The sequence below is a fragment of the Ignavibacteriota bacterium genome, from assembly GCA_013285405.1.
In the GTDB taxonomy this organism is placed as follows: Bacteria; Bacteroidota; Ignavibacteria; order Ignavibacteriales; family Ignavibacteriaceae; genus IGN2.
The window spans coordinates 2,155,001-2,174,977 of record CP053446.1; the positions used below are offsets into that span (position 1 = coordinate 2,155,001).

Annotated in this window: 13 protein-coding genes and 2 rRNA genes (1 of these 15 running past the window's edge); 9 read left to right on the forward strand and 6 right to left on the reverse strand. The window is 35.9% G+C overall.

Annotation, left to right across the window (positions count from 1 at the left end; translation table 11 throughout):
- Both HND39_09345 and rrf read left to right on the forward strand, forming a co-directional pair.
- Nucleotides 1-2,384, forward strand: a 23S ribosomal RNA gene (locus HND39_09345) (it extends 637 nt beyond the left edge of the window).
- Nucleotides 2,385-2,521: 137 nt separating this feature from the next.
- A 5S ribosomal RNA gene (gene rrf / locus HND39_09350) occupies nucleotides 2,522-2,638 on the forward strand.
- Nucleotides 2,639-2,878: 240 nt separating this feature from the next.
- Here rrf and HND39_09355 read toward each other — a convergent pair.
- Nucleotides 2,879-5,083 (reverse strand): AAA family ATPase, encoded by a 2,205-nt coding sequence (locus HND39_09355; protein ID QKJ96469.1) that lies wholly within the window; start codon nucleotides 5,081-5,083, stop codon nucleotides 2,879-2,881.
- 163 nt (nucleotides 5,084-5,246) lie between these two features.
- On the opposite strand from HND39_09355, the gene HND39_09360 reads away from it, so the two are divergent.
- From HND39_09360 to HND39_09390, 7 genes are all read left to right on the forward strand, one after another.
- The gene (locus HND39_09360) at nucleotides 5,247-5,711 is read left to right on the forward strand and encodes a DUF2269 family protein (GenBank protein QKJ96470.1); all 465 of its coding nucleotides are present in this window, start codon (nucleotides 5,247-5,249) and stop codon (nucleotides 5,709-5,711) included.
- 47 nt (nucleotides 5,712-5,758) lie between these two features.
- A complete protein-coding gene (locus HND39_09365) occupies nucleotides 5,759-6,526 on the forward strand; it encodes a c-type cytochrome (GenBank protein QKJ96471.1) in 768 nt (255 codons plus the stop codon).
- Between the two features lie 643 nt (nucleotides 6,527-7,169).
- Nucleotides 7,170-7,394, forward strand: coding sequence for a type II toxin-antitoxin system Phd/YefM family antitoxin (locus HND39_09370; protein QKJ96472.1), 225 nt, complete (start codon nucleotides 7,170-7,172; stop codon nucleotides 7,392-7,394).
- A complete protein-coding gene (locus HND39_09375; GenBank protein QKJ96473.1) occupies nucleotides 7,395-7,781 on the forward strand; it encodes a type II toxin-antitoxin system VapC family toxin in 387 nt (128 codons plus the stop codon). It abuts the gene before it with no gap.
- Between the two features lie 267 nt (nucleotides 7,782-8,048).
- On the forward strand, nucleotides 8,049-10,166 hold the full coding sequence (locus HND39_09380) for a T9SS type A sorting domain-containing protein (protein QKJ96474.1): 2,118 nt from the start codon (nucleotides 8,049-8,051) through the stop codon (nucleotides 10,164-10,166).
- Between the two features lie 66 nt (nucleotides 10,167-10,232).
- Entirely contained in the window at nucleotides 10,233-11,906 is a 1,674-nt protein-coding gene (locus tag HND39_09385; GenBank protein ID QKJ96475.1) for a S8 family serine peptidase, read from the forward strand.
- A gap of 268 nt (nucleotides 11,907-12,174) precedes the next feature.
- Nucleotides 12,175-14,670 carry a penicillin acylase family protein gene (locus tag HND39_09390; GenBank protein QKJ96476.1) on the forward strand — a complete coding sequence of 832 codons (2,496 nt, stop codon included), beginning with the start codon at nucleotides 12,175-12,177 and terminating at the stop codon, nucleotides 14,668-14,670.
- A 77-nt stretch (nucleotides 14,671-14,747) separates the two neighbouring features.
- Here the strand turns inward: HND39_09390 and HND39_09395 are convergent, their stop codons facing one another.
- From HND39_09395 to HND39_09415, 5 genes are all read right to left on the reverse strand, one after another.
- Complete coding sequence (locus HND39_09395) at nucleotides 14,748-15,653, reverse strand: hypothetical protein (GenBank protein QKJ96477.1); 906 nt, start codon at nucleotides 15,651-15,653, stop codon at nucleotides 14,748-14,750.
- Between the two features lie 13 nt (nucleotides 15,654-15,666).
- Nucleotides 15,667-16,119, reverse strand: coding sequence for a hypothetical protein (locus HND39_09400; GenBank protein QKJ96478.1), 453 nt, complete (start codon nucleotides 16,117-16,119; stop codon nucleotides 15,667-15,669).
- Nucleotide 16,120: 1 nt separating this feature from the next.
- Entirely contained in the window at nucleotides 16,121-16,690 is a 570-nt protein-coding gene (locus HND39_09405) for a hypothetical protein (protein QKJ96479.1), read from the reverse strand.
- 64 nt (nucleotides 16,691-16,754) lie between these two features.
- Nucleotides 16,755-17,723: a hypothetical protein gene (locus HND39_09410; protein ID QKJ96480.1), complete on the reverse strand. Its 969-nt coding sequence runs from the start codon at nucleotides 17,721-17,723 to the stop codon at nucleotides 16,755-16,757.
- Nucleotides 17,720-19,975 (reverse strand): AAA family ATPase, encoded by a 2,256-nt coding sequence (locus HND39_09415; GenBank protein ID QKJ96481.1) that lies wholly within the window; start codon nucleotides 19,973-19,975, stop codon nucleotides 17,720-17,722. Before HND39_09415 ends, HND39_09410 begins: the two co-directional genes overlap by 4 nt.
- Nucleotides 19,976-19,977: the final 2 nt, after the last annotated feature.

Consider the following 19,977-nt stretch of genomic DNA (forward strand, 5'->3'; position numbering starts at 1 on the left):
TTATCGGGATGACAGCGTGCCTTTTGGATAATGAGCCAACGAGTTACTCGTATGTTGCAAGGTTAATTCCCTAAGGGAAGCAGCCACAGCGAAAGCGAGTCCTAATCGGGCGATTGAAGTAACATGCGGTAGACGCGAAACCGGGTGATCTACCCTTGTCCAGGATGAAGTGAGGGTAAAACCTCATGGAGGTCCGAACTATTGCGGGTTGAAAACTGCTTGGATGAGATGAGGGTAGGGGTGAAAGGCCAATCAAACTCGGAAATAGCTCGTATTCCTCGAAATAGCTTTAGGGCTAGCCTCGATTAATAGTATGCGGGAGGTAGAGCACTGATTGGGCTAGGGCTGTCACAACGGTACCAAACCCAGACAAACTCCGAATGCCCGTCATATGTTTTTCGGGAGTCAGGCTGTGAGGGATAAGCTTCACGGCCAAGAGGGGAACAACCCAGACCACCAACTAAGGTCCCTAAATAATAGTTAACAGAGAAAGGATGTTAAGTTGCTTAGACAACTAGGATGTTGGCTTAGAAGCAGCCATTCATTTAAAGAGTGCGTAATAGCTCACTAGTCAAGCGACTTAGCGTCGACAATACACGGGACTTAAACTATTTACCGAAGTTGTGGATCCGGCATTAGCCGGGTGGTAGAGGAACATTCTATATGCATCGAAGGTTAACTGCGAGGTTAACTGGAGCGTATAGAAAAGCAAATGTTGGCATTAGTAACGATAATCTCGGTGCAAAACCGAGACGCCGAAAATCTAAGGTTTCCTGAGCAATGTTAGTCATCTCAGGGTTAGTCGGATCCTAAGCTGAGGCTGAAAGGCGTAGGTGATGGCAAACAGGTTAATATTCCTGTACCTGGTGAATTTCGTTTGACCGTAAGGAGAGACGCAGGAGTGAAGATCAGCCATCTGTTGGATTAGATGGTCTAAGCATGTAGGCTGAAAGCGTTGGCAAATCCGCGCTTTCTTAAGGCTGAGATGCGAACGGGAGTCCTTTGGACGCAAACTGATCGTAATCATACTGCCGAGAAAATCTTCGTACGGGAGAAATTTATCAGTCCGTACCGCAAACCGACACAGGTAGATGGGATGAGTATTCTAAGGCGCTCGAGTGAGCCGTGGTTAAGGAACTCGGCAAATTAACCCCGTAACTTCGGGAGAAGGGGTGCCTCTTGTAAGTGATGTCCTTCGCGGGCATAGCTGAAAGAGGCCGCAGTGAAATGGCCCAAGCGACTGTTTAACAAAAACACATGTCTCTGCGAAGTCAATCAAGACGATGTATAGGGACTGACACCTGCCCGGTGCTGGAAGGTTAAGAGGAGAGGTTAGCCGCAAGGCGAAGCCTTGAATCGAAGCCCCAGTAAACGGCGGCCGTAACTATAACGGTCCTAAGGTAGCGAAATTCCTTGTCGGGTAAGTTCCGACCTGCACGAATGGTGTAACGATTTGGGCACTGTCTCAACCACGGGCTCGGTGAAATTGTGGTACCGGTGAAGACGCCGGTTACCCGCATATGGACGGAAAGACCCCGTGCACCTTTACTGCACCCTAATATTGGGTTCGGATAGGGCATGTGTAGCATAGGTGGGAGGCTTTGAAGCCGGGACGCTAGTTTCGGTGGAGCCAAAGGTGAAATACCACCCTTGTTTTATTTGGATTCTAACCTCGATCCTTGAATCAGGATTAGGAACAGTGTTAGGCGGGTAGTTTGACTGGGGCGGTCGCCTCCAAAAATGTAACGGAGGCTCTCAATGGTTCCCTCAGCATGGTTGGTAATCATGCGTCGAGTGTAAAGGCACAAGGGAGCTTGACTGCGAGACATACAGGTCGAGCAGGTGCGAAAGCAGGACTTAGTGATCCGACGGCTGCGAGTGGAAGTGCCGTCGCTCAAAGGATAAAAGGTACGCCGGGGATAACAGGCTGATCTTACCCAAGAGTTCATATCGACGGTAAGGTTTGGCACCTCGATGTCGGCTCATCGCATCCTGGGGCTGAAGAAGGTCCCAAGGGTTTGGCTGTTCGCCAATTAAAGCGGTACGTGAGCTGGGTTCAGAACGTCGTGAGACAGTTCGGTCCCTATCCTATGCGGGCGCAGGATACTTGAGAAGGGTCGCTTCTAGTACGAGAGGACCGAAGCGAACGTATCTCTAGTGCACCAATTGTCACGCCAGTGGCATAGTTGGGTAGCTATATACGGTTGTGATAAGCGCTGAAAGCATCTAAGCGCGAAGCACGCTTCAAGATTGGGTATCCCTCAGGCTTAGCCTGACTTAAGACTCCTCGGAGATTACGAGGTTGATAGGCTGCAGGTGTAAGTGTAGTAATATATTTAGCCAAGCAGTACTAATAAGTCGTGAGACTTAACCATTTATTTTTATAAACAGGTTACGTTTCAAATTCTCATACAAGCTCTGCTCTTTCAATCTTCGTTATTTTGATATGTCATTCCGTCCCGACTTTATCGGGATCGGAATCTCTGAGATGCTGAAACAAGTACAGCATAAATTTTTAGATTTTGGTGACTATAGCCTGGGTGATACACCTCTTCCCATTCCGAACAGAGAAGTTAAGACCCAGTACGCCAATGGTACTGCATGCGCAGGTGTGTGGGAGAGTAGGTAGTCGCCAATTTTATTTTTAACCCTGACCATTATATGGTTGGGGTTTATTTTTTTAATAGTGTGTGGGAGTCCCGATTTTCATCGGGATAAAATCCGGTAGTCGCCAATTTTATTTTTAACCCTGACCATTATATGGTTGGGGTTTATTTTTTTAATGGTGTGTGGGAGTCCCGATTTTCATCGGGATACCTGTCCGCCTTTGGTGGAAAATCCGGTAGTCGCCATTTTTTATTTTAAATCACGGAACTCATTATTTGTCATTTGTCTTTCCCAGCCAGGCCAAAACAATTCTCAATTTTCCGTAAGTAATATCAGAAGGTGTACATTCTTTAATTTCGCTTAACCTGATACCTTCCAAATTCAACGGGAAATATTCAGCAATTTTTCTTGCTTCACTGATTGACATAACTTCATCTATTTGAATTAAATTCTGCTTGATTGCTCGCGCTAAATGTCCTTCAATTGTGCTGATGACGAGATTTCTTTCATTTGCTATCTGATTGAGATTCTTTCCTTGTCTAAATAATCTTACTGTTTCTGTAACTGTATCCGTTTTTTCGATTTTGTTCTTTGCGTAAGTACTTCGAAGAATAGGCAGAGTATTTAACACAGCTTCCTTGTTGAAAGATTTTTTATTCTTCAAATAATCTTTGAGAATGAATCCGCTTTTACAATAATTGATGTTAATCAGTTGTTCTGATAACAGATTATTTATGTCAGCTACTATCTTGTCTATCGGCTTTGCCAGTTTTTTTGTTTGAACTTGTAATGGATGGTTAATGAATAAATTCCTCCAGGCATTTATTTCATTATAAAAATAAATCGCTCCATCCTTAATTCTATTTTGCAAGAGATGATTATTTTCTACTAATGCTTTTTCTTTGCTGATCCGAAATATTGCATCTTTAAATTTCTCAGAAGTTTCGGATAATTCAATCTGTTTTGTCATCAGGTTATTTAGCCAGACTATTGTATCAGAAGGAAAATTTGATTGATTCTCATTTAACAGATCACTAAAATCTTTCAGCTTATAATACCAGTTTTTCCAGGTGAAAATATTTTGAAGCTCATGTAAAATAAATTGTTCTCGTGCCTTAAGAAACTGTTGATTAATATCGCTATCTATAATTTTACTTCGCCATTCATTTGGTTCTTTTTGCGAACTTAGTGAATTGCTATTTATTGCACTTATAAGAATGAGTCCTTCTAAAGTTGTGCACCTGCTTAATGCAACATAAACCTGCCCGGATGCAAATGCTCTGCCTGCATCAATAATAACTTTATCAAATGTCAAACCCTGACTTTTATGAATCGTAATTGCCCAGGCAAGCCTTAATGGATATTGCAAAAAATTCCCTAAAACTTCTTCAGTTATTTGTCTGGTCTCAGGATCGAATTTAAATCTGATGTTTCGCCATTCAGATTTCTTTACAATAATTACTTTTTTATCATCTTTACAAAAAACTTTAATACTGTCCCAATCGAGCTCTGTTACAGTGCCGATTTTACCATTAAAATATTGTTTTCCTTCAGTATCATTTTTAAGAAACATTACCTGCGCACCATGTTTAAGTACTAATTCCTTTTCTGCCGGTAAAATGTTTTCAGGAAATTCACCGGTTATATCGGCATTAAAGATATATTCTCGTGAAGTAAGGTTATCTATCTTTCTTTTGTTTATTTCATCTGCCTGGTAGTTGTGTGTAGTTAGTGTAATGTATCCTTCATCATCTTTAGGTGTGAAATTTCTTTTAAGTCGTGAACTTAGCAGATTAAAATTTTCCTCTGATATATTGTTATCACGGATGCCATTAAGTATCTCAATAAACTTATCATCTTTCTGACGATAGATATTTTTCAACTCGATAATAACCGGAAAATTCTCTCGCAAGACGAGACTGTCAAAGAAAAAAATTGATGAGTAGTAATCCTGCAGAATTTTCCATTCTTCATTTTTAATAACAGGGGGAAGCTGATTCAGATCACCAATGAATAAAATTTGTACTCCGCCAAAAGGCTGTTCAGGTATTCTTTTTATATAACGTAGGATAATATCAATCGCATCCACTATATACGAAGCGAGCATGCTTGCTTCATCAATAACAAGTAGATCAATGCTGCTCAATAAATTCAATTTTTCCTTGCTGTAATGAATTCTTGAAAGAAGAGGATGATTTTTAAAATAATCTCTGCTGAGATGAAAAGTATCAGAGGAGGGAAGAATAATTCCAAGTGGAAGTTGGAATAATGAATGAAGTGTAACACCCTGAGCGTTTACCGCTGCAACACCTGTTGGTGCAGCAACAACCATTCTTTTAATTGAGTTATTGCGAAGATATTTGAGGAAAGTTGTTTTTCCTGTTCCCGCTTTACCAGTGAGAAAAATATTCTTGTTTGTTTCGGTTACAAAACGATCGGCGAGATCAAATTCTTCTGTACGATTAATTTCACTCATAGATTTCATTCATAATTGTATATAAAAATATAACTTTTATTTATTTATAGCTATTTAATTGTAAGATTTAATTTTTTAATTCTCTTGATTTGCGTTTATGACTTTTTGTCTTAACTCATTCAGCTTATCTTTGATATAATCGAAAGCATATTTTGGAGGTTTAATGGTTTATTTAATATTAGTTTTGATTCATGTTATTACTGTAATTATTTTTCTTGGTAATATTACAATAGCTCCTTTCTGGAAAATGCGCGCTGAAAAAACAAAAGACAGGTTATATCTGATTAAAACCTGGGAAGGAATAATTCGTGCCGATAAATATTTTACTATGCCGGGTGTTTCAATTTTAACTTTGTTTGGAATAGGTGCTGCTGCACATTTTAAATATAATTTTATTGAAACCGGATGGATTTTCTGGTCAATAATTATGCTTGCAATTTCTGGCGCAGCATTTATGGTAAGAGTGGTTCCTATTCAAAAGAATATTGTTGCGTATTTAACTGATGAATCAAGGTTTAACTGGGATGGCTACAATAAACTTTCAAAACAGTGGGACATTTGGGGTTCGATTGCAACTCTTTCTCCGTGGATTGCTGTTATTTTAATGGTGCTTAAACCTGAAATTTGAATTAAATTATAAATCATCTTTTATCTGATAAAACTAAAGTGGCTTAAATGTTTTCTAAAATTATTTCTCTATCATTTTTAGGTTTCTTCCTTCAATCACAGATTTTTGCAGCAGGTGAAACGGATTTCCCATTGCATTATTATGATGTGGTTGCCGTAATATTTTTAATTTTAATCGTACTATCACTTCTCAGTATCATTTACTTTGAAGGAAAGACAAAAGCTTTAATTGATAAACAATTTTCGCTTTTATCAAAGCATACAGAAATGACTGTTGAACATAGCGGCGATACAGTAAGAGAATCTGACACTAAAATTCCAGCCTGGTTCAGCTTGATTTTCATCTGCACAATTCTTTTCGGTGCTTATTATCTGATTCAATATCATCTGTTTGTATCCGGGCATTCAAATCAAAATGTTTCTACTGTAGATATAAATAACACTTCGGCTGAAAATGGGACTTCAAAAAATTCTAACACAACAGTAAATGAAGAAAATGTAACTCAATTAACAGACGCTGCAGATCTCAAACTTGGAAAACAAATTTTTGAAACAAATTGTATTGCTTGCCATGCCGCGGACGGCGGTGGAATTGTTGGTCCGAATCTTACTGATGAATATTGGCTCAAAGGCGGTGGGATAAAAAATGTTTTTCATACAATCAAGTATGGTGTTCCGGATAAAGGAATGATTAGCTGGCAATCTGTGCTCAATGACAAACAAATTCAGGAAGCAGCCAGCTTTGTTTTAAGTCTGCAAGGAACAAAACCTGCTAATCCAAAACCACCTGAAGGCGAAATCTGGAAAGGAAAGTAATTTATCAATTATTATTGATGAATTTTGAGTTATGAATTTTCACAGTTCAAAAATGTATAATATGAGATTAGTCCGGAAGTGTTCATTGAACAACAATATTTTTCTCTATTGATTCAATTCTGATTAAGACTTTCACTGTTAAATAAAATTTGATAGAATACATTTCTTTCTGACAATAGTCAATTACAAAGTTTGGTTTGATTAACAAAAATTTAAATCAGCGAAAATCTGCTTAATCAGTCTCATCTGCGTTCTATTAACTAACAACCCATTGAAATATTAACAGCAGTTTTTGTCGGATTAGTTGGGAGTTTTAATGTTTGCGTGTTTAGTAAATTGATCAATATCGGAATAAGAGCTAAAATCAGGAAAGCAGTTCCGGTTCTGACAATTATCCTCGGAATCATTTTTGTTTTGAGAGAAATGAATGTGAGAATCCCAATACTCAGTCCAAAATTTTTTACTCAAACTGAAGTTTCTTCGGTGATGGAATGTTATTGATTTAAGAAGCTAAGGCGGAGGCGACGGCTGAGAATTAGCAAATCTGAAGTATTCTAAAGCGAAATTAATACTCTACACTTGGAATATTAGTAATTTTTCTTAACTTAGCTAAGTAAAATGACTAAGTTATCGGAGTTTAAAAATGACACAAGTTAACATTCACGAAGCAAAAACGAACCTTTCAAAATTAATTGATAAGGTGTTAAAAGGCGAGAGCGTAATTATTTCGAAAAGTAATAAGCCGGTGGTTAAACTAGTTCTGGTTGATGAAATGAAAAATAAACGTAGCCTTGGTACTGCAAAAGAATCGATTAAGATATCAGAAGATTTTGATGCACCTGTAAACGAATTTAAGGAATATATTTAAATGGAATGCTTACTTGATACTAATGCACTTCTGTGGATTGTTACTGATGATGTTCAACTCAGTAAAAAAGCAAGAAAAATATTTTTAGATGAGGAGAATGAAATTTTCATAAGTGTTGCCAGCTTGTGGGAGATTGCTATCAAAGTAAGTTTGAAAAGGTTGAATCTTGGACAGACATTAAATGAATTTTATATAAGACATATCGTCGGTAATAAAATTCGCTTGATGGATATTAAGGTTGAGCATCTGGCAGAACTGGAATATCTTGAATTTCATCATCGCGATCCTTTTGACAGATTAATCATTTCTCAGGCAATTGTCGAAAAAATTCACGTACTGAGCAAGGACAAGGTTCTATCAAAATATCCAATTAAAAGAATATGGTAATCATTCTCGGAATCATTTGTGTTTTGAGAGAAATGAATGTGAGAATCCCAATACTCAGCCCAAAAATTTTTACTCAAACTGAAGTTTCTTCAGAGATGGAATGCCAATGAAGTAAACCAGGCAAAGGCTGAGGTGAAGCTAAAGAATTTAATAAATTACAATATTCAATCATTCAATAATACATTCATACATCATTCATCAAATCTTCCTTTTATTATTTTTTAAATTGACTTAAGTTTATGTGTGTTAAATTATTTTGGTGTTGAAATGAAAAAAATTTTTCTATTAATAATTGTCTCGTTTTTTCCGCTCATTATCTATTCTCAACAGAATAATATAACTTATACGGATGTGTCACCTGATGGCAGAGAAATCTCAACTTATAATTCTGATGAAAAAAATATTGAAGGTGTTGTTATTGCCAATTCGGATGATATTCCTTTTAGCTTAACTCCAGATTGGAGTTCAACATTGGAACGACAAATTGGTGGAATGGCATGGGGAGATTATGATAATGATGGCGATCTTGATCTTGCAACCGGTTGTTATTTCAGTAACTCATATCCGCCAATTCCGGAATATGAGGTTTTGATTTATAGAAATGATAATGGAATTCTTACTACAACACCAGCGTGGGTTTCAACTGATATGAGATCGACCACTGATGTAAAGTTTGCTGATCTTAACGGCGATGATAAACCTGAATTGATTGCTGCTAATGGTGATAACTCTTTCGTGCCATCCGTAATTTATTTTAATGGAGAAAGCGGACTGAATAATTCACCCGGATGGATTTCACAGGATAATAACTGGACAGTAGGAGAAGCTCTTTGTGATATTGATGATGACGGAGATCTTGATCTTACATTTGGAAATCAAGGGAACAGCGTAAATCCTATGAAACCAATCTGTATTTTTTATAATAATGGAGGAACATTTCCTGTAGTACCAAATTGGTTATCAGCGGATCAGATGATAACAAATTCAGTGGCTTTTGGTGATCTCGATAATCAGCAAATAAAATATAAATATTTGGAATATTATGGAGATGAAATCAGATATACATTTCCTCTTCCTTTGTATCCAATATATTCTATTGATACTGTACTGGTCGATGATCAACCTTATTATGAATTTTGTTATGATCCGATTGGTGGCTGGATTTCATTGGGAACCAGACCACAATCCGGGATGACAGTAAAAATTTCATACCGATATGTTACTAAAGGTGATCTTGCTGCATCAAAGTGGGTGAATTATGAAAGCGGAGTTTATTTTAATAACAACGGCGTGATAAATAATTTGCCGGGCTGGACAGTTGGAAATACCACAAGTCAAAAAGGAATTGCGTGGGCTGATTTTGATAATGATGGTTACCAGGATCTGGCTATCTCAGGAAGTGGAGTTCAGACAGTTATTTACAAAAATGTGAACGGAACTTTAACGGGTCCAGTTTGGACATCAAATTCTGTTAACACTTCTGCACAAGAGTTGATAACTGGTGATCTCGATCGAGATGGTTATCCTGAACTTGCAGTCATTCATTTTGGTGGTGGCAGAACAGAAATATTTAAAAATCGTTCCGGAGTTTTAGATACAACACCAACCTGGCTTTATATTGCAGGATCTTCTGCAACTTCTATTTCATTCGGAGATGTGAATGGTGATGGTGCATTGGATTTAGCAGTAGGAACTGCGCGAACTCCGGTGGTTGTTTTTATTAATCAATTGACAATTCCGGTTGAGTTAGTTTCTTTCACCGCATCAATAAATGTAAATGAAGTTCGGCTAAATTGGAGTACTGCAACTGAAACGAATAATCGTGGATTTGAAATAGAAAGAAGCCCATCCCTAATCACTTCCCAAACCCTTTGGGGGGATTGGGAGGAGATTGGTTTTGTCCCGGGTTTTGGAACTACTACTGAGCCTAAATCTTATTCATTTATTGATGATCTTTCTCTTACTCCTAAACTGCCTTCTGATAGGCAAGGTCTTACTCATACTCTTCGTTATCGATTAAAGCAAATTGATTTCGATGGAACCAGCAGATACTCTGAAATTGTTGAAGTTGAAATTTATTCTCCTGCTGAATTCTCTCTTGAACAAAACTATCCTAATCCGTTTAATCCATCTACAAAAATAAAATTCACAATACCTTCTGTCATTGCGAGTGAAGCGAAGCAATCTCAGTTAGTTACTTTGAAAATTTACGATATTCTCGGTAACGAAGTTGCAACTTTGGTAAATGAAGAAAAACCAGCAGGCACTTATGAAGTTGAGTTTAATACATCATCCATTAAACATCAACCGTCTTCCGGAATATATTTCTACAAACTTCAGGTTGGTTCATATACTCAAATAAGAAAAATGACTTTATTAAAATAATGTTTAGGTTTACATAAATTAATATTGATTGATTAATAATTTATTTTAAAAACGTAAGGAGTGCTAATGAAAAGTATAATTACTGTTTTATTTTTGTTCTATTGTTCACTGACAATAGCTCAACCGGCAGAATTGTTATACAATCCTACGCGGTTAATTGTTAAATTTTCAGAATCATCTGAATTATTTACAAACATTCGGGGAATTCGTGTAGAAGAATCCGGTGATAAAATTGAAGCGGATGAAATTGTAAATAATGTAGAAGTATTCTCATTTTTCACTCAAAATAAAATCATCTCAATAACCCCGGCAAAACTTTCTGATTGGAACAATCCGACAGCAAATGAGATTTCAAGAATTTATTTTTTAGATTTTTTGAATAATGATGATCTTGAATCAGCTTATAAAAATCTGAACGATTCACCTGATATTGAATTAGTCGAATATGATTGGAGAGGCACGGGTAGTGGTTACCAAAGTATGATAATACCAAATGACCCGGGATTCAATAACCAATGGGGATTGAGAAATACCGGACAAAATATCAACGGTGTTACGGGTACACCTGGTGCTGATATTAATATTACTCCTGCCTGGGATCTTACAGTCGGAAATTCAAATACCATTGTTTCAGTTTTGGATACTGGTATTCCTCTAACTGCAGCAGAGTTTAGCGGACGCATTTTACCCGGTTATGATTTTGCAAATAATGATAATGATCCAACAGATGATCAAGGTCATGGAACGAATGTTACAAGTATTGTTGCTGCATCTGGAAATAATTCTTTGGGAGTTGCTGGTATAAACTGGAATTGCAAGATAATTCCGATTAAAATACTCAATGCTAATAATAGTGGATATTATTCATGGTGGATTTCAGGGATTACAATGGCTGTGGATAGTGGCGCGCAAGTACTTAGTATGAGTGTCGGTGGAAGTTCTTTCAGCCAGCCATTATTAGATGCTGTAAACTATGCGCTTAATTCGGGATCTATTGTTGTTGCATGTATGATGAATGAAAACAATGAAGTTCCTTATTATCCAGCGGGTTTTGACAACGTAATATCTGTTGGAGCATTAAATAATACTGATAACAGAGCTGTTCCTTTTTGTTGGGGTGGAGGAAGCTGTTTTGGAAATCATATTGATTTCGTTGCACCTGGTGAGATGATTATCGGACTTTATTTTCTTAATCCAACGCAAATGACTTATTGGTGCGGAACTTCACAAGCAACTCCAATGGTGACTGGTTTAATTTCACTTATGCTGGGAATTAATCCATCTCTGAACTTAACACAGATTTACAACCTGATAAAACTTTATGCACACGACCAGATTGGTAATCCTGCTGAAGATGTTCCTGGTTGGGATAAATATTATGGCTGGGGTAGAATAGATGTTTATCAGGTTATTAATTCTTTAATTACCGATGTTCCTTATGAAGATATGATAGCATCATCTTTTTCTCTTTCACAGAATTATCCAAATCCATTTAATCCATCGACAAAAATAAAATTTACAATACCGGCATCCTTAAATCCATCCAAAGGAGAGAATTTAGCGCAATTACAAGTTTACGATATTTTAGGAAACGAGATTGCAACATTGGTTAACGAAGAAAAATCTGCTGGCACATACGAGATAACTTGGTTTGCAGAAAACTTACCAAGTGGTGTTTATTTCTATCAGTTGAAGGCAGGATCATTTATAGAAACCAAACAAATGTTATTGCTCAAATAATTAGTATAAGACTTCTGAATGATTATCGATGTATCACTCTTTTCAATTTAAAAACAAGATATTTCACTCCTGCCTTGCCGGCAGGCAGGTCGTTTAATATGACAAACTAAAAATTTTCAGAAGTCTCAATATAACTGTAGGGGCAGGCTGAGACCTGTCCTTACAATCATACAAACATGCAATCATTCATCCATGCATTCATGCATTTATTTACTCATTCATTATTGTAATTGGTTATATTTGTGTTTATAAAATTTTCATTCAATAAATGCGTACCTGGCTAAAAGTTACAATCGGAATCATTGTTTCACTCATAATTATCTTCATTGTTGGTGGATATATATTATACAATTCGCTTCTTGAATCTCTCCCGATTTATCAAGGTGAATTAAAAGCTCCTTCACTCAAATCAGAAGTAAAAATTTATTTTGATAGTCTTGCTGTTCCATATATCGTTGCGAACACTGATGAAGATGTTTCATTCACACTTGGTTATTTGCATGCAAGTGAAAGAATATTTTCTATGGATATGATGCGTCGTGCTGGTGAAGGAAGACTGAGTGAAATATTTGGAGTTGAAACTTTACCATTTGATAAAATGTTCAGAACAGTTGGCTTGGGCAGAACAGCAAAGATGATAAAAGAGAAAATGAATCCCGAAGGATTGAAACTGCTTGAAGCTTATTCACGCGGAGTGAATTTTTATATTGAAGAAAAGAAAAATGATTATCCTGTTGAGTTTGATGTACTTGGTTATCAACCGGAAGAGTGGAAACCGGAACATAGCATAATCGTTATTAGAATGATGGCGTGGGAACTTAATCTTGGATGGTGGACGGATTTGACTTTCACTGAACTGGTGCAAAAACTTGGTGAAGAAAAAGTAAAAGAAATTCTTCCCGGTTATCCTGAAAATGCACCTACAATAATTCCATCGGATATAAAAAAATTTTCTCAGATCAATTCTAATTTCATTGAGACGGATAAAGCTTTCAGAAAATTTATTGGAATGACTGGAACACATCTAGGCTCAAACAACTGGGTTGTAAATTCTCAAATGTCTGCTTCCGGAAAACCGATTATTGCAAATGATCCTCATCTTGCGTACAGAGCTCCGGGAATCTGGTACGCTGCTGTTATCAAATCACCGAACCTGCCTGACGGCAAGGCAGGATGGAATGCTGCTGGAGTTACTCTGCCGGGAGTCCCGGGAATTGTTATCGGAAAGAATGAGAATATTTCGTGGACGTTAACAAACATAATGACAGATGAAACAGATTTTTATTTTGAAACTCTCGATTCATCACGAACAAAATATTTATTAGATGGCAAATGGATTGATTTAAATATTATTCAGGACACAATTGAAACAAGAGATGGAATCAGAGAACCGATTGAAATAAAATACACTCATCGAGGACCGATAATCTCGAACATTCATCCTTACACTTTTGTTTTTAACAAGGATGAATCAACATATCCACCAATTAGTATGCGATGGCTTGGTAATGAATTCAGCGATGAGATGGATGCTTTTCTGAAAATAAATAAAGCCAAAAACTGGAACGAGTTCAAATCAGCAGTTGAAAAGTTTAATACTCCCGGACAAAATTTTGTTTATGCTGATCGTGAAGGAAATATCGGATATATTTTTGGTGGTGCACTTCCTATCCGACCAAATAATGCAACTACTTTTGTGTTTGATGGTTCAACAGCTAAAAATGATTGGAAAGGATTTGTCCCGAGAAATGAACTTCCATATTTGTTCAATCCAACTCAGAACCTGCCTGCCGGACAGGCAGGTTTTATTGCAACTGCAAATAATAAAGTGATGAAAGATTTCAAGTATCACATCACAAATCTCTGGGAACCTTCTTCAAGAATTGAAAGAATAACGGAACTTCTACAATCAAAACAAAAACACTCGGTGGAAGATTATATGAAATATCAGGAAGATATTTTATCTCCGTACGCAAAGCAGATTGTTCCTTATATACTTTTTGCTTTTCAGGATGTTGAAGTGAAGGATAAAAATTTATCACGAGCACTTCAGTTATTGGAAGAATGGAATTATGAAATGGATAAATATCAGCAGGCACCGGCTATCTTTTTAACTTTTTTTGACAAGCTGATGAAAAATATTTATATGGATGAAATGGGGGAAGATCTTTTTAACCAGTATGTTTTTCTTGCGAATGTTCCTTACAGAAATATTCCTGAACTTTTGCAGAATCCTTTTTCTGATTGGTTTAATGATGTGAAAAAGAATGAAAGAAAAACAAGAGATGATGTTATCAGAGAAAGTATGAATGATGCACTCGATGAACTTGAAAATAAACTTGGTAAAGAGGTAAAATTCTGGCAGTGGGGGAACCTGCACACAGTTACTTTCAAGCACGCATTTGCCGGTGTTTCGTGGATACTTGATGAAGTAATAAATATTGGTCCTTATGAAATTAGCGGAGATGGAACAACTATCTTCAACACAGAATATTCTTTCTCTGAAAGCATTGAGAAGTATCCTTTGTTTCGTCACGAACCTTTTGATTGCGAGCTTGGTCCTTCGATGAGATTCATTTATGATTTTGCCAAGCCTGATGAGTTTTATTTGATTCTTACCACAGGACAGTCAGGAAATATTTTCAGTGATCATTATAAAGATCAGACAGAACTTTTTCTTAATGGTAAGTATATGAAGATAAGAACTGATGAAAAATCAATAACTAATCAAGGAAATAGTTTGCTAAGATTGCTGCCGAAATAGATCAAAGCGGAACCGGTGCGACCGTGACGGCCCAGCCATAGAATTAATATTAACCCTTTCATTACAAACTCCAATTATTAATTTAATTTTAATATTGTACTATGTATAAGTTTATTTAGATAGCTTAATTCAAAGCCCGTTAATTCTTCTGACTCAAATCTTTTCTCAATTCCAACACCTACACCAGGTGTATCGAAACATTCTAATCTTTCAACATCATCTAATAATGTATGAGTTTTGTATAAAGCTTCAGCTTCTGTCATTATTTTATCAGAAGATTTTAGTCTATAATTTTCAAGAGATGCGCTTCGGATTATCTTGGAGAAATATTCATTGTATATATCAGTGCGGTTAAAGATTTCAATATGTAATAATTTATTTTTTACAAATACAGTAATTCCGTTTACGTCATTTTCGACTTTGAAACTCTTTAGAATTTTATCAAATTCCTCAAACTTTCTTTCATATATTACATTGTAATCGGAAGTGCAAGAATCTTCTTCGGCACTCATGCAGTATAGATGAACTTCCTCCCAAACTTCGCCCTGATCGGCACTGAATGATTTATTTCTCTTTAAGTTCTCACTGACGCTTTTAGCCTTTTTGGCTCTCAAGATACTTGTTCCAATATCTGGTGATTTATCAAATACTGGTTTAGAATAATTCCATCTCCCTTGTTCCACACAACTGACTGGTAAAATTATCTTTGAATTAGGTGCTAAAAACACTGAAGTATTCAATACTCGATTTTGCTTTGCACCAGTGAGAATATCACCATCCATAAAGAATACAAAATTGTCAGAGTTGTTTTCCAAAAAAATCTTATTGACACTTGCTTGTTCACTAACTTCTTTGAGAATAATATAATTTTCTTCCAATGCTTTAGGTCCGGAGATATGCTCAAGAGTGTTTTTCTCGCTAGTTGAAAATTGCACAATAGAAATATTACTGTTAGTTTGAAATGTGATTGGCCTTATTTGCATTTTCTAATCTTTCTTAATTAAGTTTAATAAACATTGTATAATCGAGAAGATCATCCGCTTCTTTTTTTATTCTTTTTGCTTTATTGGTAATCATCTTTATTTGCTTAGAAATTTTTTCTTTTTTTAGTGAGTTTGTCTTCAGCTTTAAGATTCTTAGCAATTCTATATTGCAGTTTCTTTTTCTAAACTGATCTTGTTTGGTCATTAGTCTAATTTTTCTGTCCAGAAGAACATTTCTAATAAATATTTCCATTCCTACTCCTATATCACTAAACAATGTTACTGATAACTGAACCTCTTCTGTGTTCCCATTCTGATTTATAACGACCCGGACAACCTGTTCACCTCTTTTGAACAGCACCCATTTTTTATCTCCTTTAATCAATCTATAACCATTCTCCTTTGTTACTCGATCAATCAACGAACCTAATATTTCAACATTATTTACTTCCTTAAATAAATTCATTTCAGAATTGCCTGTTTGCAAATGGTAATTTCCCTGTAGATTGATAAAACTGTCTAATTAATTTTTCCTCTAATATTCTTGGCGCTGGTGGATTGCCAGTTGCTAATACCCAGATCTCAAAGTTTTCATATCCACTTAGCTGCCAAATTATTTCCCCACCTTTATGTGGTCCTCTATCAGTTACAAATCCCATTGAGTGATTAACTAAATCCTTTAATCTTGATTTAAGTGATCTAGGTGAGTTTGCCCCTGCTAACCCGTAATATAGAATATCTGCATCATCAACCCATTTTCGTGTAAGCCTTTCGATATCCCAGGGAGCTATTACATTTCCATTATCCTTTGCTTCACTTGGAGAAAAATATTCGGGGTTATAATTGACTGGTTTAACCATTGAATATACTCCGCAGGCATTTAATGTTTCAATATCTGGGAAACCATTTTGTTGTAAACTAAGGATGGTTCCGATACTTATAAATCCAGAGCTTTTAAGAAAGTCCAGTTTATGAACTATTACTTGGGGTGATTCTAATTCTTGATTTAATTGTTCTGCCATCTTTTTCTCTTTCAAAATTTCTACTCCAAAAATAAGTAGAGAAAGAGGCGTTAAGATTTTGGCAATGTTGTGGCAATAGTTAACAGATTTGAATTTCTGAAGGAGAATCTAAGAGATGTTTGCAAGCTTCCACATCTTTCCTCACATCTTTAACATTCATATATGAGAGAGCTGTTTTTCGAGTCTTTCCATTAGAATGCTTAAAGAGATCAAGCCCTCTGCCAATATTAAATGCGAACTGTTCAGTATAGATAAATCGTTCATGCGGTAAAGCAGTATTAGTATTAAGTGGTACATAATACTTCATAAATATTTCAATATTACTAATATTGATAGGTAAATGGCTGGATAATTCGCTCATTATAAAATTTGATGTCCCTTGATCTCCTTTATCGGAATGGATAGTAATTTTAATATTTCGATTTGGATTATTGAGGCCAGCAAACCAGTGAATCAAAACCTTCCAACTATAGATGTAATCATCTCTGACATTTTTACCAAATGAATAATCACAAATTTCTATATGGTTGGCATTAAGTAACAATTTTCTTAAGAATTTATTTAAGTATATTAACTCGTCATATTCATCATCGGATATAGTTCTACCTGATCTGCAATAGGAATATCTTTCTTTTTCGAAAATGCTCTCATTATAAGTATCTATCGTAGCTGTTTCAACTTCCCATTCGTATGATTCGGATTCATTTTGGCTTAATAAAATAATATCTAATTCTTTATCAATATATTGTTCATTTAAACAACGCAAATCAGATTTTCCTCCAACATAGTCAGGTATTAAATAAGCATTGAATCTATTATTCTTCTTTAAATAAGTGAATAAAGACGTTAATTCACGTCTATCGAACGACTCAGGTAATTGATTAACAAGTTCGCCTATCTCTGTTATTTGATGATAGTCCTCAAAAGTGAGAATTGAACAATTTATTGAAATACCTTTTAAGATCTCTTGTAAATGTTTTATTGCATAATTTCCTTGTTCATTTGCATCCTTTATAACAGCTGGATCAAAATATATATAGAAAATCAACTGAACATCTCCTCAAAATCTTCTTCAAAGAATCCGCCAGGTATTGGATCAAGAATTTTACCCATTCTATCAATTCGTAAATTTCTGAGAATCGTTCCGTTTTTTGTGTTCTCAACAAAAATTAAAGCAACATCATCGGGAGTTAATTTTGGTAATCCATTATCCTTATTTAGAGTCGATTCTCTAATCAATTTAAGTATCCTCAACATCATGGTTTCGCTATGATTTTCCAGAATGAAAGTATTCTTATTCTCACCCAACGCAGAACTGACTATTAAACTTCCTAATTCTGCTTGTAGTGCGGGGTGTAAATGTATCTCTGGTTGTTCAATCAAAATCGTTTTACCTTTATTTGCGTATGCAGAAACTAATACTGGTATAACTTGACTAATCCCAAAACCAACATCACGATGTGTTACAACCGTATTAGAATTCTGATCTACAAGAACTAGGTCATTAATTCCTTCAATCGCATCATCTTGATTCACTTTTTCCAATACTTTGTCAAAAACTCCACTATCCCCACTCCATTCCTTGAATTCAGATAATTCAAAATCGATATCCTGTGCTGCAGCCCATATTTGATCTTCAAAATCCTTAGACTTTGGATCAATATGCTTTCGGACTTCCAGCTTATATTTTGTATTAAGCTTAGCAGTCGAGCTCAACCAATTATTAACTTTATCTCTTATATCTTTAAAGTCTCTTAGAGTCTCCCAGGCATTTGCTCCGCCGGCAATCCAGTTCGGATCATTATTGTTTGTGAATGCAAGATGTCTGGCTGGGAATGATCTTACTGGTCCAAGGTAAATTAGATTACTTAGTTGGGAATCAAGTTCATTATAAACTGATTCTATAATTTCAGTTAGCGCAAATGGTAAGTACAATTTTAGCGAACTAACTAAATCGCTTTCTCTTGAATCACGACTAATCGGTAAAACAGTCTTGGATGCATCATAAAATGATTCACGAACTTTTTTCAGATGTCTGGGAATAAATAATGTGTCGTTGGAATATAATTCGTTTATAATCGAATCCATTGCTTCCTGAATAATATTCCAATCACTTTGCTTTATTTCTGGTGTCGTTGTATTTGAAATTATTAGAGCCTCAATTAATCTTTTAAGGAGAGAATTTTCTAAATTCAGGTAATCAATCCTAAAAGCAAGATTTTTCGTTAAACCAATATTCAATAAGGGTTCGCCATCGGTTAAGATTTCAAACTTTTGCACTTTGGGCTTGCCAGTGGCGATAAATTCATCGGTTGGCAGTTCATCATAATAAATTTGATGATCTTCAACCCGAATTACTTTCTTTTTCTTCCTTTGTTCAAGTGGTTGCCTAACTTCAAACCTCGCTGAAACAATATTTGTTTCTGGAAAGTTTTTCCTTAAAGTTTCATTTCCTTTCTCAGCATCTATGTCAATGTAAAAATTAATCGATCTTTGGAAATCCCGTTTATGAACCAACTGTCTGAATCCACCCAGGTCCACAGAATCACCACTTATTTTCATATAATGAGTATCAAGTTCTTTACTACTAAAAGCATTTTGTAGATACAGCAGTGAATGTATAAGACTTGATTTGCCTGAACTGTTAGGTCCAAAAAGTAATGTTATCGGTTTGATTTTCAATTCTTGTATGGAGTTATAACTTTTAAAATTGGCAATTCCAATATGTTTAATTGATATTTCCGTAACACTCTGTTCTTGTTGAGCTTTTTCAAGCAGTCCTTCAGTATAATAGCGATAATCATCTGATACGGAGGCATCAAAATCATTCCATTCCATCAATCCAACTTTGTCGCCATTAATTTCAAATATTTTCGGATTATTTTTTGCTTCTAAAAATATTTTGCCAGCACTTGTAGGAAGAACTCCTTCAAATTCCCCCTTATATCTACGGTTAATTTCATCCGCAATTACTTTTGTTGTGAGTTCATCCTTGTTATCTTTTAATACCAGGGTAATTGCATCTGACAGTGAAAATTCAACACTTCCAACGATTGAATCTGGCTCAACATAAAACGTTTCCTTTTTCCCTTCCCATTCAACAAGACCAACATAGTTACCCTCACGTGTAAAGAGCTTAGGATAATTTTTTGTTCTGCCATGTATTTGAAATGGTGTTACAGATGAACCATCCCGCTTATGATAATTTCCCCTTTCATTTACCTTCTCAGCAATCTCTTTTGTCATCAGTCCGTGACCAACTTCTTTGAGTATTGCAACAATCTCTTCGTGCAGTGTCATTT